Below are 15,106 nucleotides of genomic sequence, written 5' to 3'. Positions count from 1 at the left end.
GCCGTGCCGAGGCGGCCGGCGCGGCAGGCGGCCGCGGACCGAAAGAGTTCCGTAACTCGTGTGGCTGCCGGGGCTATTGACGCCTTATCACACTGCTGCGCACCCTGAGGTCATGCCCCCCACACAAAGATTGATCACAGCAGCGGCAGCCGTCGCGATGGCCGGTTCGCTCCTCGCCGTACCCGCGGTCGCCCAGGCGGCCCCGGCTTCCTCGAGCAGCGAAGCGAGCGAATCCCCCCACGGAATCGCGCACTTCCAGTCCGAGCGCGGGCTCGCCCCCACCGGACATCTCGACGGCCGCACCGCCGAGCACCTCGCCCGCGCCTCCGACGCCGAGCGCCGGGCGACCTTCCGCACCGCGGCCGACCTCGACGAGGAGCAGATGGCCAACGCGCGGACCGTGATCGGCGTCGGCAAGGGCGCCGACATCCCCGAACAGGGCCAGGTCATCGCGCTCATGACGGCGATGCAGGAGAGCAACTTCATCAACTACCTGGAGCCCGTCGACCACGACTCCCTCGGCATCTTCCAGCAGCGCCCGAGCATGGGATGGGGGACGCCGGAGCAGATCACCGACGTCCCGACCTCCAGCAAGTCCTTCTACGGCGTCGCGCCGTTCGGCACCAACCCCGGACTGCTCCAGATCGACGGCTGGGAGACGATGCCTCCGGGCGACGCGGCCCAGGCCGTGCAGCGCTCGGCGTACCCGGACAGGTACGCGCAGTGGGAGCAGTTCGCGCGGGATCTGCTCGCTCAGGAAGGGCCGGGGGTCGACCCCATCCCGTAAGCCGCTTGGTCGGTTGACGCGCGTAGTCCTTGGGTTTGTGAGGGAAACAACCGTCGCTTTTTCTACGCGTGTTGACCGTCTCCGTTCGTATCCATCCGGTGCGCCGGCGGGGTTCCGCCGGCGCACCTCTGCGAGGTCGTGCGGCAGCTCGGTGCGCCGGAGCACGCGCCGTCCCGGCCCGTGGCCGCGCTGCCGGCCGCTCGCGTAGCTGGCGGTGTCACCCCGCACCGATGCGCGCCCGCCCCCCCCCCGTGCCCTGCCCGCAGGCCGTACGTACCTCTGGCAACCGCCGGTCGACGGCGGTGCGCATCGTCCGGCGGCGACCGGCGCGCGAGTCTCCCGCGCCGGGCGGCACACTCCGCGCCGCCCGCCGTCCCAGGGGTCCGTGTGCCGTCGGCGCGCCGTCTTCGGGCACACTTGCTGTCCCGGGGAAACCGTCATCGCGGCGTTCGTCTCCCCGCGACACGACAACCAACGAGGGGGCGGGATGGCTTACCAACCGGCCGACATCCTCCCGCTGCTGGAGCTCAGCGGCGTGAGCCGCGACTACGGTGGCCACAAGGCACTGCGCCGCGTCGACCTCCGTGTCGCTCCCGGCGAGTCGGTGGCGCTCATGGGCGACAACGGTTCGGGAAAGTCGACGCTCATGCGGATCGCCGCCGGCCGCGACCGCCCCAGCACCGGTACGGCCGTCTTCGACGGGCTGCCCTTCACCGAGGACGACGCCAGTGTCCGCGCCCGCGTCGCCGTCGTCGGCGAGCCCGTCAGTTGCTACCCGGACCTCACCGTCCGCCAGCACCTCCTCCTCGTCGCACAGGCCCACGACGTGCCGGACGAGGAGCGCCTCATCGCCGACGTCCTCGCCGAGCAACGCCTCACCGACCACGCCCACGCGCTCCCCGATGCGCTCTCCTCCGGCCAGCGTCAGGCGATGCTCCTCGCTGCCGCCCTCCTGCGCCCTCGCGACCTGCTCCTCCTCGACGAGCCGGAGCAGCGCCTCGACCCCGCCGCCCGAACCCGCCTCGCCGAGCGGCTCACCGCGGAACGCCGCGCGGGCACCGCGGTCCTCTTCGCCACCCACCACCGCCAACTCGCCGAGACCGCCGACCGGGTGCTCCTCCTCGCCGAAGGCTCCCCCGTGGCCCACGGTTCCCCCGACGAGGTCCTCGGAGCGTGACGCAGCCCAGCAACCACCACCCGGCGCGCCGTTGCGCCCCCGCCTCCGGGCCGCACCGCGCCCCCTTCTCGCACGGCGGGTTCGTCGGCGAGGAACGATGCCCCGGCACTCGCGCCGCCGAGGGACGGCGGCGACGGAGTTCGACCACCTGCCGCGCAGGCCAACTCCCTGGCCGACACCGGGCTGTCGGGCATCGGGTCCGAGCGGAAGCCCCATGCGCCGGCAGTTCGTCTACGCCGCTCGCCGCAACGACCGCGCGGCTGCGAAGCGGACTCCGGGTGCGCCCCGCCCTGCGAGTCAACCGACTGCCGGGACGACCGGTTCGGGGGCAGCAGCATCGCAAGGACCGTTGCACGACGCGCAGTTGCAGCAAACGAGGGAAGACACCGTGACGTCACCGAGTGACCGGTCCGACACCGGCCCGATCCCCGGCGACGCGGGGGAGACCCGCGAGGAGGGAACCCCCACCAACGGGCACGGCAGCGAGGGGACTCGGTCGGAGGACGGCGAACCGGCCCACATACCCATGGATGCCCCCGGCAGTCTCGTCGTGGGTGAAGCGGCCCGCGCGCGGGTTGCTCCCCGCGCGCCCGGGGAGAGCGCGGGCATCCCGCGCGCTGACGAACCGGTCGGTACTCCGCGCGCCACGGAGGCGCGGAACCGGTCGACGCGCGCTCACCCCACCGATGTCGAGGCCGACGGGGGAGTACCGGCGGCCTCGTGTACGCCCGAAGCCGGCGGTCGGGACGGCGCATGCGCCGAAGAACCCGCGCGTACACCCGGCGCAACGAGCGCGCACGGCTGCCCTGCCGAGTCCGACGCGCAGGAAAGCGCCCCGCCTGCCTCACCCGCACCCTGCCAGGACGTCGAGGAAGCCACTGTCGCGCACGCCGGTGCACCGGATGCCGGGGACGCCGACGACCGGGCGGCCGACCCGGTCGCATACGACGAGACCGCCCCGGTCCTCGCATGGCTCCGCGCCCTCCGCGGCCGACGCCGCGCACGCACCTCCGCGTACGTGGCGTACGTGGTCGTCCTCCTCCTCGGCGGCTGGTACGGGATGTACGCCGCCGGCCTCGCACTCCAGCTCCAGCACAATGCGCTCGCCCAACACGCCCCGCTCATCCGCGATTTGCTGCCCTCCGGGCTCACCGCGATCGGGCTCGTCGCGTTCCTCCTCGCGCTCGCGGACGGCGTATGGCGGGGGCCGGTGGCCCTCCCGCGCCCCGACACCGACTGGCTGCTCGCCCTGCCCATTCGCCGGCGCCCCGTCCTCCTGCGCTGGCTCGGGCTCGCCGCCGCTGGATGGGCGCTCGCCGGTGCGCTCACCGGTCTCGCCGTCGCACTCCTCGTCGCCTCGGCCGGGCTCGGCAGTCCGCACGTGCTGACCGCCGCGGGGTCGGCCACCGGTGCCTGCGCGGGGCTTCTCGCCGCAGCCGTGTCTGTCGCCGTGCAGCGCTCACCGCGTGCGCCGGAGCAACTGCACCGTCTCGGGCCGCTCCTCGTGCTCCCCTGCGCCCTTGTCTGCCTCCAGTTCACTGCCGCGTACGCCGGCCGCCGGCTTCCGCTCCTGGAGCAGGTGGAGAGCTGGTCGGGCCCGTGGGGCTGGGCGGGGCAGCCACTGCTCGCCGCCGCGGGCGCGGGCGCCCCCGGGTGGCCAGCCGCCGCGGTACTCCTCGCCGCTCTGACCGCCCTCGGTGTCGCGTACGCCGTGAGGGCGGTCGGCAACATCCCCGCAGCCAGGCTCCGTTCGGCGGCCCGGACGGGCGCGGGGCTCGCCGCCGCGTTCCTCGCTGCCGACGCGCGCGCCCTGCGCTCCACCCTTCCCGCCCCTCCGCGCGCCTCCTCGCGCGTCCGCGCCCGCGCCGCCCGCCTCCGCCCGCGCCGTCGCGCCCTCCTCGTGCTCTGGCGCGACGTCGTGGCCCTCGTCGCGGCTCCACGCCGGGTCGCCATGGCAGTGATCCTCACCGTCCTCGCCGCCGCCGTGCTGCTCTCCGGCGCGCCCGCCGCCTCGTTCGCCGCCGCTCTCCTCGGCTACGCAGCCGCCGGCTCGCTGCTGGAACCCGCCCGCCTCGATGCGGAGGACGTGCGCCGATACGCCTGGTCCAAGCGCCCGTTCGCGCGCACAGCGCTCCATCACGGCGCGGTCCCGGCCGCCGCGCTCCTCGTCCTGGGCCTCCTCTGCGCCCTGCCCGCGACGCTCAACGGCGACGCGGGCACGCTCCTCGCCGTCGCCGGCGCGGTCCCGGCACTGACCGCCGCGGCCCTCGCCGGCGCGTACCGCGGGCCCGTCCCCGTCCGCCTCCTGTTCGCCGGGGCCGCCCTCGCCGACTGGGGTCCCTTCCTGGCAGCCATCTGGCAGGCTCTGCCCCCGCTCGCCTGCGCGACGGGCCTCGTCCTCGCCGGACATGCGGGGCCGTCCGGCCTGCCCGCGGTCGTCAGGCTCGCTTTCGCCGCGCTCCTCGCCTGCGCCTTCGCGTACTGGGCCCGCAGGCGCGCAACCGCCCTCGCCCGCCCGTGAGTTCGCCGACTGCCGACGAACGGGCGTGGCCGCTCGCCGCGTCACCGAACTGTCCCTGGACCGCCGTCGGTTCGCCCGCGGTCACCTGATCGCAACCTTGAACGGGTGGTGCACCAGGGGAGGTTGAGCCGACAATCTACGCGCGTATGCAGCGGAGCAGCCGAGCATCGGACGCACCGCGGACACCGCCTCCGCACACCCACCGAGGGGATGACGTACATGACGCTCGACCGCAGATCCTTCCTCAACCGATCGGCAGCGGCAGGCGCGGGCCTCGCACTCGCCGGGTCGGCCGCCGTCCCGGCGGCGGCGCAGCCCGCGGGAGGAACCGGCGGACGTCCGGGACGCAAGCGGTACGCCTTCACCGTGATGGGCACGACGGACCTGCACGGGCACGTCTTCAACTGGGACTACGTCACCGACGACGAGTACGACGACGCCGACCACAACGACGTCGGCCTCGCGAAGATCGCCACCCTCGTCGAGCAGGTCCGCGAGGAGAAGGGCAGGGCCAACACCCTCCTCATCGACGCGGGCGACACCATCCAAGGCACCCCGCTCGCCTACTACTTCGCCCGCATCGACCCCATCGACGCCCCTGGCGGCCCCGTCCACCCGATGGCCGCCGCGATGAACGCCGTCGGCTACGACGCGGCAGCCCTCGGCAACCACGAGTTCAACTACGGCATCCCGCTGCTGCGCGCCTTCGAGAAGCAGTGCGACTTCCCGCTCCTCGGCGCCAACGCCGTCGACGCGACCACCACCCGCCCGGCGTTCCCGCCCTACTACATGACGAAGCTGCGTCCGCCGCAGGGCCCGCCGGTCAAGCTCGCCGTCCTGGGCCTCACCAATCCCGGCATCGCCATCTGGGACAAGCCGCACGTCCAAGGCGAGTTGGACTTTCCCGGGCTCGAGGAGCAAGCGGCACGCTGGGTGCCGCGGCTCCGGTCGATGGGCGCGGACGTCGTCCTCGTCTCCGCCCACTCCGGCGCCGACGGTACGTCCTCCTACGGCGACCTCCTCCCGCATACGGAGAACGCGGCAGCCCTCGTCGCCGAGCAGGTGCCGGGGATCGACGCCGTCCTCGTCGGCCATGCGCACACCGAGATCGAGGAGCAGGTCGTGGAGAACAAGCGGACGGGAGAGGGCGTCGTCCTCTCCGAGCCGCTGTGCTGGGGCCAGCGGCTCACCCTCTTCGACTTCGAGTTGGAGTTCTCGCGCGGCAGGTGGGAGGTGGTCACGGTGGGCTCGCGCATCCTCGACTCCCGCACGGCGGAGGAGGATTCACGGGTCGCCGACCTCCTCTCCGGGCAGCACGAGAAGGTCGTGGAGTACGTCAACACGGTCATCGGCACCAGCACCGAGGAACTGCGCGCCGACGAGGCGCCGTACAAGGACACCCCGATCCTCGACTTCATCAACCGTGTCCAGACCGACACCGTCAGCGCGGCGCTCGCGGGTACCGACCACGCCGAACTGCCGCTCCTCTCGCAGGCGTCGCCGTTCGCAAGGTCCGCCGTCATCCCGCAGGGCGAGGTGACGATCCGCGAGATGTCGGGCCTCTACCCGTTCGACAACACTCTGGGAGCCAAGCTCCTCACCGGCGCCCAACTCCGCGATTACCTGGAGTACTCGGCCGAGTACTACGTGCAGACGGCGCCGGGCGACGACATCGACCCGGACGGGCTCACCAACGCCGAAGGCCGTCCCGACTACAACTACGACGCCCTCAGCGGCGTCACCTACACGATCGACATCGCCCAACCGGCGGGTTCGCGCATCACGGACCTCACCCACGACGACCAACCCGTCGCGGACGACGCGCAGTTCGTCCTCGCCGTCAACAACTACCGCTCCAGCGGCGGCGGCAACTTCCCGCACATCGCCGAGGCCGAGGAGGTGTGGGCCAACTCGGAGGAGATCCGCAACACCATCGTCGAGTGGGTCGAGGAGCACGGAGCGATCGACCCCGCCGACTTCTACACCGAGACGTGGCGGCTCACCCGGGACGGGGAGCCCGTCTTCTGAGGCGGGTCGCACGGGTGCCGCCGCCGGGCCGGCGGCACCACCGGCCCCTCAACTCCCGCACTCGGCCGCGGCCCGGGTGCGCTACTGTCCTACGCGGCCGTCGATGCGCTCTCGGAGCAGATCGGCGTGGCCGTTGTGCCGGGCGTACTCCTCGATCATGTGGACGAGGACCTCGCGGAGGCTGATCTCCTCGCCGTCGACATTGCCGCGGAGCCCGAGATCGGGTGCTGCGGCGACGAGTTGCTCGGCGAAGGCGCACTCGGTCCGCCAGGCCGCCCACGCCTCGGCCACCAGCGCGGGATCGGGGAGCGCGTCGTCGAAGTCGGCGTCCGGGGTCTCGGCGGTGACGTAGAGCTTGGGAAGGTCGAGCCGGTCCGACATCACGCGCCGGAACCAGGAGTGCTCGACCTTGGCCATGTGCCGCACGAGACCGAGCAGCGACAGAGTGGACGGTTCGACGGAGCGGCGCGCGAGCTGCTCGGCGTCGAGACCCGAGCACTTGATCTCCAAAGTGAGCCGCTGGTACCGCAGGTACTCGCAGAGGGTGGCTCGCTCGTCCCCGAGGAGCGGGCCACCCTCGCGCGGGTCCTCGGTGAGCGAGAGGAACATGTCGGCACGTCTGCTGGGGCTGGTCATGCGTGCATGATGGGCGGCCCCGGGGTGAGGCGCACGTCTTTTTCCCCGGCACGCCGCGGAGTTGGCGCCCGGCGGCCGAAGCCGTCCGGTTGCGGCATTCAGCGGGCCGACTCTCCACCGTCCAGGCCCCGTTCGTGCCGGACGGTCTTGGCGGCGATCGGCGGATCGGGCTGCCACCGTTCGCCGAGCGTGTCCACGAGGAAGAGGCCGCGCCCGAACTGTTCGTCGGCGGACGGGGATCGGTGGCGCGGCACGGCTTCGCCCCGCGCATCCGAGACGGCGATCCGCAGACTGCTGTCACCGAGGCTAACCACGACCGGAAAGAGCCGCCCGGGCGGCACGGCTTCGGTAACCAGTTCCGCGGGCCGACAGGGCTACGACTTCCTGGTGGTGCTCGGGTCCGGGGCAGGGGCGGGCCTCGTGCGCAGGCTGATCCGGTAGCGCGCTCACGTGCGGTCGAGGGTGGGAAGGATGTCCGCGGCGACGGTGTCCAACACGTTCTCGTCGCCCGCGAAGACCCCGGAGGTGCGCGGCCAGGGCGCGACGACGTCGGTGAAACCCAACTCCGCTGCACGGCCGAGGAATTCCCGGTACGTCTCGGGAGAACCGAGGGAGTAGGTCGGGGCGCCGTCGGTCTGCAGGTAGCGGCGGACGGTGTCGGGGCGGCCCTGCCGGGCGAGGGCCTCCTCGAAGCGGCCGCGGTGGTCGGCGATGCTGCGCCACCAGGCGTCGAGATCATCGTGCGGGTCGCCGGTGGTGACCCATCCGTCGCCGAAGCGTGCCGCCACGTCCATCGCCTTGGGGCCGATCGCTGCGACGACGAAGGGGGCGCGCGGCTGCTGGACGCAGCCGGGGAGGGTGCGCGCGTCGACGGCGGTGAAGTGGGAGCCGCCGTAGTCGACGTGGTCGCGCGTGAGGAGGGCGTCGAGGAGTTCGACGAACTCCCTGAAGCGGGCCGCGCGTGCACCGCTCGGCGAATCGGGTCCGAGCACGGTGGTGTCGTAGCCGTGGGGCGTGCCCGAGCCGAGGCCGACGAGGAGGCGTCCGCGCGAGACGTCGTCGAGCGTCAGCAGGGAGCGCGCATACGTCACCGGATGGCGGAAGTTGGGGGTGGAGACGAGGGGGCCCAACCGGATGCGGGACGTCGCGGCGGCGGCCAACGCGAGGGTCGGCACCGCGTCGAACCACGGGCCGTCGACGAGCCCGCGCCAGCCCAGGTGGTCGAAGGTCCAGGCGTGGTCGAACCCGTAACTCTCGGCGCGCTGCCACTTTCCCACCGCCTCGGACCAGCGGTACTCCGGCAGGATCGTGATTCCGGCGCGCATCGCGGTACTCCTCCGTATCGGCGTACGACCGCGCCATGGTGACACGGCGGACGTCCGTTTCTTCGGCAAGGCGGCCTGCCGCACACCGGGGCGGAGAATCCTCCGCGCGGCGATGATTTCCGGTGGCGGGCCCGGTCGGTACCTACCGAGTACAGGCGTGCCGCCCGCCCACGGAGACGGCGTGCGCCACGTCAACCACCGCCAACCACGGACGAAGGGCAAGTCGTATGAGTACAGAGGCAGTTCAGGAGAACGTCGCCGGTTTCGGCGTCGTCCTCGGCGCCACGCACCCGGAACGGCTCATCGAGTGGTACCGGGCCGCGCTGGAGCCGCTGGGCGCCCGGTGGGAGGGGCACATGCTGGCCGTGGGAGCGTCGATCATCGGCTTCGACGGCCGCGACGACGTCGCGGAGAAGGCCGCCGAACCCGGGAGGCACCTGATCAACGTCCTCGTCCGCGACCTCCGCGCGGCCGAGCAGCACCTCGACTCCCTCGGGGTCACCTGGGTGCGGCCGGTCGAGGAGATGGGGGACGGGTGGCTGATCTGCACGGTGGCCGACCCGGTCGGCAACTACCTCCAGTTCCTCCAGTCCTCGCAAGCCGACTGAGGGCGGGGCCAGCCGCCACCGAGTGTCGCCCGCGATCCGATCACCGAAAGCGGGCGGACCGTACCTCGCCTCTCTGCTCATATAGACACCCGTCGAACTTGACACCCCCTCCGCTGCGCTGCAAGTATCCACCGGAGATCCGCCGCTCAGGGGCGTACCAACAGGCCCGTGGAACGGCCGAGTTGGCCCCGGTGGCACCCTGCGAGTCGTCTGGGAGGGCCTGCGATGTCCACGGCCGTCGTCACCGGAGCCGGGAGCGGGATCGGTGCCGCCACCGCGCGTGCCCTTGCGAGTGAGGGGTACCGCACACTTCTCGTCGGTCGCCGTGCCGAGCGTCTGGAGGCCGTTGCCGAAAAGATCCGCGCGGCGGGGGGCGAGGCCGGTGTGCATCCTCTCGACGTCACCGACCGCGAGGCCGTCGACGCCTTCGCCGGTGCGGTCGAGGAGTGCGCGGTGCTCGTCAACAACGCGGGCGGTGCCTTCGGCGCGGACTCCGTCGAGGAGGGCGACCCGGGCGACTGGGCGAGGATGTACGACGTCAACGTCCTCGGCACCCTCCACGTCACGCAGGCGCTCCTGCCGAAGCTCAAGGCGAGCGGGGACGGCGTCCTCGTCGTCGTCTCCTCGACCGCCTCCTACGTCAACTACGAGGGAGGCGGCGGCTACAGCGCCGCCAAGCACGGCGCGCACGCACTCACCGAGACGCTCCGCCTGGAGCTGTGCGGCGAGCCCGTACGCGTCGTCGAGATCGCACCCGGCATGGTGCAGACGGACGAGTTCTCGCTCAACCGTTACAACGGCGACGAGGCGAAGGCCGCGCAGGTCTATGCCGGCGTCGACGCGCCTCTCACGGCGGAGGACGTCGCCGACACCATCGCCTGGTCGGTCACCCGGCCCTCGCACGTCAACGTCGACCTGCTCGTCCTGCGCCCGCGCGCGCAGGCGGCGCAGCACAAGGTGGCGCGCCGCAACTCCTGACCGCCGCACGGATGTCACATCCTGCGGCGCCCTCCCGTCCTCATTGTGAAGGACCGGAGACAGGAGGAGACACCGTGCAGCCTCAACCGCGCATCAAGAACCCCGCAGCCGTGCTCCCGGGTGCCTACCCGGCGATCCAGGAGCTGATCCGGGCCAGCCGCCAGGAGGGGGCGGCGTCGGGGACCGTCCTGGAGCTGGCCCACTTGCGTGCGAGCCAGATCAACGGGTGCAGCTACTGCGTCGACCTCGGCGCCCGTGGGATGAAGAAGGGCGGCGAGACCGACGAGCGGCTCTTCGCGGTCGCCGCTTGGCGCGAGGCCCCGTACTTCACCGAGGCCGAGCGCGCCGTGCTCGACCTCACCGAGTACGCCACCCGCCTCGCCGACCACAGCGGCGAGGCGGTCCCCGACGCCGTCTGGGACGAGGCGGCCCGCCACTTCGACGAGAAGGAACTCGCCTCGATCGTGTTGACGATCGGCCTCACCAACCTCTTCAACCATGTCAACGCGGCCACCCGGCAGCCGGCGGGGGCGACCTGGTAGACGCGGCGGGAGTCGTGCGCCGGGCCACCCGGTGCACGACTCCGGGCGGCACCGGCACGGCGCCAGGGACACGCCAACGCCCCTCCCGACCCCACCGGTTGGGTGCGCACCGCGCTGCCGCCAAGCGTGCGTTCCTCCCTGGGCCAACCGGAGGGAGCGATACCGCACCCGGTTTGCGCCACGACCGTGCGCGGGTAGCGGCAGCCGAATGGATGCCCATGTCACGCTGCGGGTGGACGGCGAGGAACGCTCGTTGACCGTCGACACCCGCACGAGCCTGCTCGACGCCCTCCGCGACCGACTCGGCGTCACCTCTCCCAAGAAGGGCTGCGACCACGGCCAGTGCGGCTCGTGCACCGTGCTCCTCGACGGGCGACGTGTCGTGAGCTGCCTCGCCCTCACCGTCTCGCACGACGGTGCCGAGGTCACCACAGCCGCAGGACTGCCAGGTCCCGACGGCCGACTCCACCCGCTGCAACAGGCGTTCTGGGACCACGACGCCTTCCAGTGCGGCTACTGCACACCAGGCCAACTCTGCTCGGCCGCCGGCATGCTCGAGGAAGCAGACGCCGGCAGACCGAGCCACGCGACGGCCGACCTCGACCCCGCGGCCCGCACCCCGCTCACCGACGACGAGATCCGGGAGCGGATGAGCGGCAACATCTGCCGGTGCGGCGCGTACGTCAACATCGTCGCCGCGATCCGCGAAGTCGGAGACGTCAGCGAGGTGACCGAGCGGTGAAACCCTTCGCCTACGAACGCGCAGGCTCCGTACGCGCCGCCGTCACCGCAGCCGTCGACGACCCGGGGGCCGTCTTCCTCGGCGGCGGCACCAACCTCGTCGACCATCTCAGACTCGGCATCACCCACCCGGGCCGGCTCATCGACGTGAGCCGGCTGCCGCTGGAGGACGTCGAGGAACTGCCGGACGGCGGCCTGCGGATCGGTGCCACCCTTCGCAACAGCGATCTCGCCGCCCACCCTCTCGTCCGCACCCGCTTCCCCGTCCTCTCCCGTGCGCTGCTCGCCGGCGCCTCGGGACAGCTCCGCAACGCCGCCACCACGGCGGGCAACCTCCTCCAGCGCACCCGGTGCCGCTACTTCCAGGACCCCACCACCCCGTGCAACAAGCGCGACCCGGGCAGCGGTTGCTCCGCTCTCACCGGCTACACCCGGCAGCACGCGGTGCTCGGCGCCTCCGAGGAGTGCATCGCCGTGCACCCTTCCGACATGGCGGTGGCCGCCGCCGCGCTCGACGCCGTCGTCGTCACCACGGGCCCCGAGGGCGAGCGGCGCCTCCCTGTCACCGAACTGCTGCGGCTGCCGGGCGACGAGCCGCAGCGCGACAACACTCTGCTCCACGGGGAGCTCATCACCGCGCTCGAGGTGCCGCCCCTGCCGGCTGCGGCACGCTCCGGGTACCGGAAGGTGCGGGATCGCGCCTCCTTCGCGTTCGCGCTCGTCTCCGTCGCCGCCGTCGTCGAGACGGAGGGCAGCACGGTGCGGTGGGCGCGGATCGCGCTCGGCGGCGTGGCGCACAAGCCGTGGCGTGCGACCCGCGCGGAGGATGCGCTCGCCGGCGCGCCCGCGACGGAGGACAGCTTCCGACGCGCCGCCGAGGCCGAACTCGCCGCCGCCGAGCCCCTTCCCGGCAACGCTTTCAAGGTGCCGATGGCCCGCAGAACGCTCACCGCCGTGTTGAGCGACCTGACCGCAGGGGAGCCGCAGTGACCGAGACCGAACAGCCGCCGCCCCTCGCCGCGCACGCCGTCGGCGTCCCCACCCGCAGGCTCGACGGACCCGCGAAGGTCAGGGGCACCGCCCCTTACGCGTGGGAGCACCGGCTCCCCGAACCGGTGTACGTCCACGCCGTCCAGGCCCGCATCGCGCGGGGGCGCATCGTCCGCATCGACACCGCGGCGGCGGAGGCCGTCGACGGCGTGCTCACCGTCCTCTCCCACCGCACGGCCCCGCGCCTCGCCGACACCTTCGACCGCGAACTCGCCATCCTCCAGGGCCCCGAGGTCGGGTTCCGCGGCCAGATCGTCGGCGCGGTGCTCGCCGAGACGCCGGAGGCCGCGCGGTACGCGGCGTCCCTCGTCCAGTACGGGTACGAGCAGGAGCCGCACCACACGGAGCTGCGCGTCGACAGCCCGGACACCTACACACCGGAGAAGGTCAACCCCTCCTTCCCCTCGGACACGGAGCAGGGCGACCCCGAGGCGGCGCTCAAGGAAGCCGCGTGCACGATCGACGCGACCTACCGCACGCCGATGCAGTTCAACAATCCGATGGAACCGCACACCACCATCGCGATCTGGGAGGAGGGCGACCCGGAGGACCCGTCGGCCTCCCCGCTCCTCACCCTCTACGACTCGACGCAGGGCTCCCACACCGTACGCACCACGCTCGCCCCCATGCTCGGCCTCGGTGCCGAACGCATCCGCGTCATCTCCCCGCACGTCGGCGGCGGGTTCGGTTCCAAGGGGATGCCGCACGCGCACAACGTCCTCGCCTGCCTCGCCGCCAAGGTGCTCCGCGGTCGGCCGGCGAAGCTCGCGCTCACCCGGCAGCAGCTCTTCTCCCTCGCCGGCCACCGCACGCCCACGGTGCAGCGCGTCCGGCTCGGCGCCGAGCCGGACGGACAGCTCACGGCGATCAGCCACGAGGTGCTCGAACACACCTCCCGTGTCAAAGAGTTCGCCGAGCAGTCCGCCGTCGCGACGCGCATGATGTACGCCTCGCCGAACCGCCGGACCGCGCACCTGCTCGCCGCCCTCGACGTACCCGTCCCCTCGTGGATGCGGGCGCCGGGCGAGACGCCGGGGATGTACGCGGCCGAGGTCGCGATGGACGAACTCGCCGAGGCCCTCGGCCTCGACCCGATCGAGCTCCGTAAGCGCAACGATCCGACCCAGGAGCCCGAGACCGGCAAGCCCTGGTCGTCGCGGCATCTCGTCGAGTGCCTCACCACCGGTGCACGGCGCTTCGGTTGGGACCAGCGCACCGCACCGGGCACACGACGAGAGGGGGAGTGGCTCGTCGGACTCGGCGTCGCTTCCTCGACGTACCCCGGCTATGCCATGCCCGGCTCCGAGGTGGAGATCGTCCACCGCGGTTCCTCGCGTTACACGGTGCGCATCGGCGCCGCCGACCTCGGCACCGGGACCTGGACGGTCCTCAGCCAGATCGCAGCCGACGGCCTGGGCGTTGCCGCGGAAAACGTACGCATGGAGATCGGCGACACCGCCTACCCCATGGCCACGGTCGCCGGCGGTTCCTCCGGCGTCACGTCCTGGGGCTCGTCGCTCCTCAACGCGGTGCGCGCGTTCCGCGACCAGTACGGGGACGATCCCGAGGCGGGCGCCCGCGTCCGCGCGGGGTACCCGGAGAATCCTGCGCGCGAGCGGTACGCCGTGCACTCGTTCGGGGCGCACTTCGCCGAGGCACGGGTGAACGCGGTCACGGGAGAGGTGCGGGTGCCGCGGATGCTCGGCGTCTTCTCCGCGGGCCGGATCATCAACCCTCTTCTGGCGCGGAGCCAGTTCATCGGCGGCATGACGATGGGCCTCTCGATGGCGCTCCATGAGGAGGGCGTCTTCGACTACACCACGGGCCACGTCGTCAACCAGGACCTCGCCGACTACCACGTGGCCGTCTGCGCCGACATCGGCGACATCGAGGCCGCCTGGCTCGACGAGGAGGACTTCGTCTCCAACCCGATGGGCTCCCGCGGCATCGGCGAGATCGGCATCGTGGGGAGCCCCTCGGCAGTCGTCAACGCCGTCTACAACGCGACCGGCATCCGGGTGCGCGAACTGCCCCTGACACCGGACAAGTTGCTCGGCGAGTAGCGGACCGCACGCTGCTGCCCGCCGGTTGGGGCAGCGGCGTGCGGGGCCCGCGGGTCTTGGCTGGGACGTTTGCGTGCGGGCGGCGGGGCGGGTGCGGCAGGTAGTCGCGGGGCCGGGCGTGCGCCGAGGCGGGCGGGTATGCCGGCGGGACTCGATGCAGCGGTAGTCGAGTTGTGCGACGGGGACGGTCGAGGTGGGGGCGAGGAGGCTGCCAGGGGAAGCCTGCCGAGCCCTGCGGGAGGAGGCCGTTGTCGTACAGGAGGAGCATCGGCGGCCTCTGTCGGATGAAGAGCCTGTAGGTGACGAGGCCGACGTAGGCGAGCCACTTCGCGGTGAGCACCCGCGGTCAACGGCCGGGTGTAGCAGGTGAACTCCGTAGTAAAGAACGCTTCGGAGCAATGAGGAGAGCGGAGGGGAGAAGGTCGCGGCGGGTTGTCGCCGTCCGAGGCGTGTGTGAGGGCGTGGACGCCCAGGGTGCCGAGCAGCGTGAGCAACGTTGCGCCGGTGCCGCCGACGCGTCCGCTGTCGCGTCGGCGGACGGTGGAGCATGCCGACGGCGAAACCGCCGAACCACGTCCGCGGCCCGACGTGGACCGGCCACGGGGTGTGCGGGGTGCCCAGCCGGCAGAAGGCGAGCGCGATCCAGGTCA

Annotated in this window: 13 protein-coding genes; 10 read left to right on the top strand and 3 right to left on the bottom strand. The window is 72.3% G+C overall.

Going from position 1 to position 15,106, the window contains the following annotated elements; translation table 11 throughout:
- Window positions 1-157 precede the first annotated feature (157 nt).
- The 4 genes from F603_RS0112860 to F603_RS0112845 all read left to right on the top strand — a co-directional run bounded on the left by F603_RS0112860 (window position 158) and on the right by F603_RS0112845 (window position 6,513).
- Entirely contained in the window at window positions 158-787 is a 630-nt protein-coding gene (locus tag F603_RS0112860; RefSeq protein ID WP_019546413.1) for a hypothetical protein, read from the top strand.
- 487 nt (window positions 788-1,274) lie between these two features.
- A complete protein-coding gene (locus F603_RS0112855; protein ID WP_019546412.1) occupies window positions 1,275-1,964 on the top strand; it encodes an ATP-binding cassette domain-containing protein in 690 nt (229 codons plus the stop codon).
- A gap of 388 nt (window positions 1,965-2,352) precedes the next feature.
- Complete coding sequence (locus F603_RS0112850; RefSeq protein WP_019546411.1) at window positions 2,353-4,485, top strand: DUF6297 family protein; 2,133 nt, start codon at window positions 2,353-2,355, stop codon at window positions 4,483-4,485.
- Between the two features lie 219 nt (window positions 4,486-4,704).
- Window positions 4,705-6,513 (top strand): bifunctional metallophosphatase/5'-nucleotidase, encoded by a 1,809-nt coding sequence (locus tag F603_RS0112845; protein WP_026328372.1) that lies wholly within the window; start codon window positions 4,705-4,707, stop codon window positions 6,511-6,513.
- An 81-nt stretch (window positions 6,514-6,594) separates the two neighbouring features.
- Here the strand turns inward: F603_RS0112845 and F603_RS0112840 are convergent, their stop codons facing one another.
- The 3 genes from F603_RS0112840 to F603_RS0112830 all read right to left on the bottom strand — a co-directional run bounded on the left by F603_RS0112840 (window position 6,595) and on the right by F603_RS0112830 (window position 8,474).
- Window positions 6,595-7,149, bottom strand: a complete 555-nt coding sequence (locus tag F603_RS0112840; protein ID WP_037955872.1) for a DinB family protein — start codon at window positions 7,147-7,149, stop codon at window positions 6,595-6,597.
- Between the two features lie 98 nt (window positions 7,150-7,247).
- A complete protein-coding gene (locus F603_RS32020) occupies window positions 7,248-7,463 on the bottom strand; it encodes an ATP-binding protein (RefSeq protein WP_211231075.1) in 216 nt (71 codons plus the stop codon).
- A gap of 132 nt (window positions 7,464-7,595) precedes the next feature.
- On the bottom strand, window positions 7,596-8,474 hold the full coding sequence (locus F603_RS0112830) for an LLM class flavin-dependent oxidoreductase (RefSeq protein WP_019546407.1): 879 nt from the start codon (window positions 8,472-8,474) through the stop codon (window positions 7,596-7,598).
- Window positions 8,475-8,701: 227 nt separating this feature from the next.
- On the opposite strand from F603_RS0112830, the gene F603_RS0112825 reads away from it, so the two are divergent.
- The 6 genes from F603_RS0112825 (at window position 8,702) to F603_RS0112800 (ending at window position 14,456) form a co-directional block, all read left to right on the top strand.
- Window positions 8,702-9,082 carry a VOC family protein gene (locus F603_RS0112825; RefSeq protein WP_019546406.1) on the top strand — a complete coding sequence of 127 codons (381 nt, stop codon included), beginning with the start codon at window positions 8,702-8,704 and terminating at the stop codon, window positions 9,080-9,082.
- 225 nt (window positions 9,083-9,307) lie between these two features.
- A complete protein-coding gene (locus F603_RS0112820; protein ID WP_019546405.1) occupies window positions 9,308-10,060 on the top strand; it encodes an SDR family oxidoreductase in 753 nt (250 codons plus the stop codon).
- A gap of 74 nt (window positions 10,061-10,134) precedes the next feature.
- Window positions 10,135-10,602 (top strand): carboxymuconolactone decarboxylase family protein, encoded by a 468-nt coding sequence (locus F603_RS0112815; RefSeq protein ID WP_019546404.1) that lies wholly within the window; start codon window positions 10,135-10,137, stop codon window positions 10,600-10,602.
- A gap of 208 nt (window positions 10,603-10,810) precedes the next feature.
- Window positions 10,811-11,344, top strand: coding sequence for a 2Fe-2S iron-sulfur cluster-binding protein (locus tag F603_RS0112810; protein WP_019546403.1), 534 nt, complete (start codon window positions 10,811-10,813; stop codon window positions 11,342-11,344).
- Window positions 11,341-12,333: an FAD binding domain-containing protein gene (locus F603_RS0112805; RefSeq protein WP_019546402.1), complete on the top strand. Its 993-nt coding sequence runs from the start codon at window positions 11,341-11,343 to the stop codon at window positions 12,331-12,333. The genes F603_RS0112810 and F603_RS0112805 overlap by 4 nt, the downstream gene beginning before the upstream one ends.
- Complete coding sequence (locus F603_RS0112800; protein ID WP_019546401.1) at window positions 12,330-14,456, top strand: xanthine dehydrogenase family protein molybdopterin-binding subunit; 2,127 nt, start codon at window positions 12,330-12,332, stop codon at window positions 14,454-14,456. Before F603_RS0112805 ends, F603_RS0112800 begins: the two co-directional genes overlap by 4 nt.
- Window positions 14,457-15,106 lie beyond the last annotated feature (650 nt).

The sequence above is a fragment of the Streptomyces sulphureus DSM 40104 genome (genome assembly GCF_000381025.1).
GTDB classification, from domain to species: domain Bacteria; phylum Actinomycetota; class Actinomycetes; order Streptomycetales; family Streptomycetaceae; genus Streptomyces; species Streptomyces sulphureus.
The sequence above is the reverse complement of the archived record's forward strand: the minus strand, read 5'-3'. Positions and strand labels throughout refer to the sequence as shown.

Excerpts from the sequence above, each read along its gene's own strand:
- F603_RS0112845 (WP_026328372.1), top strand. The coding sequence starts at position 4,705 with ATGACGCTCGACCGCAGATCCTTCCTCAACCGATCGGCAGCGGCAGGC.
- F603_RS0112855 (WP_019546412.1), top strand. The coding sequence starts at position 1,275 with ATGGCTTACCAACCGGCCGACATCCTCCCGCTGCTGGAGCTCAGCGGC.
- F603_RS0112820 (WP_019546405.1), top strand. The coding sequence starts at position 9,308 with ATGTCCACGGCCGTCGTCACCGGAGCCGGGAGCGGGATCGGTGCCGCC.
- F603_RS0112840 (WP_037955872.1), bottom strand. The coding sequence starts at position 7,149 with ATGACCAGCCCCAGCAGACGTGCCGACATGTTCCTCTCGCTCACCGAG.
- F603_RS0112810 (WP_019546403.1), top strand. The coding sequence starts at position 10,811 with ATGGATGCCCATGTCACGCTGCGGGTGGACGGCGAGGAACGCTCGTTG.
- F603_RS0112830 (WP_019546407.1), bottom strand. The coding sequence starts at position 8,474 with ATGCGCGCCGGAATCACGATCCTGCCGGAGTACCGCTGGTCCGAGGCG.
- F603_RS0112860 (WP_019546413.1), top strand. The coding sequence starts at position 158 with ATGGCCGGTTCGCTCCTCGCCGTACCCGCGGTCGCCCAGGCGGCCCCG.
- F603_RS0112825 (WP_019546406.1), top strand. The coding sequence starts at position 8,702 with ATGAGTACAGAGGCAGTTCAGGAGAACGTCGCCGGTTTCGGCGTCGTC.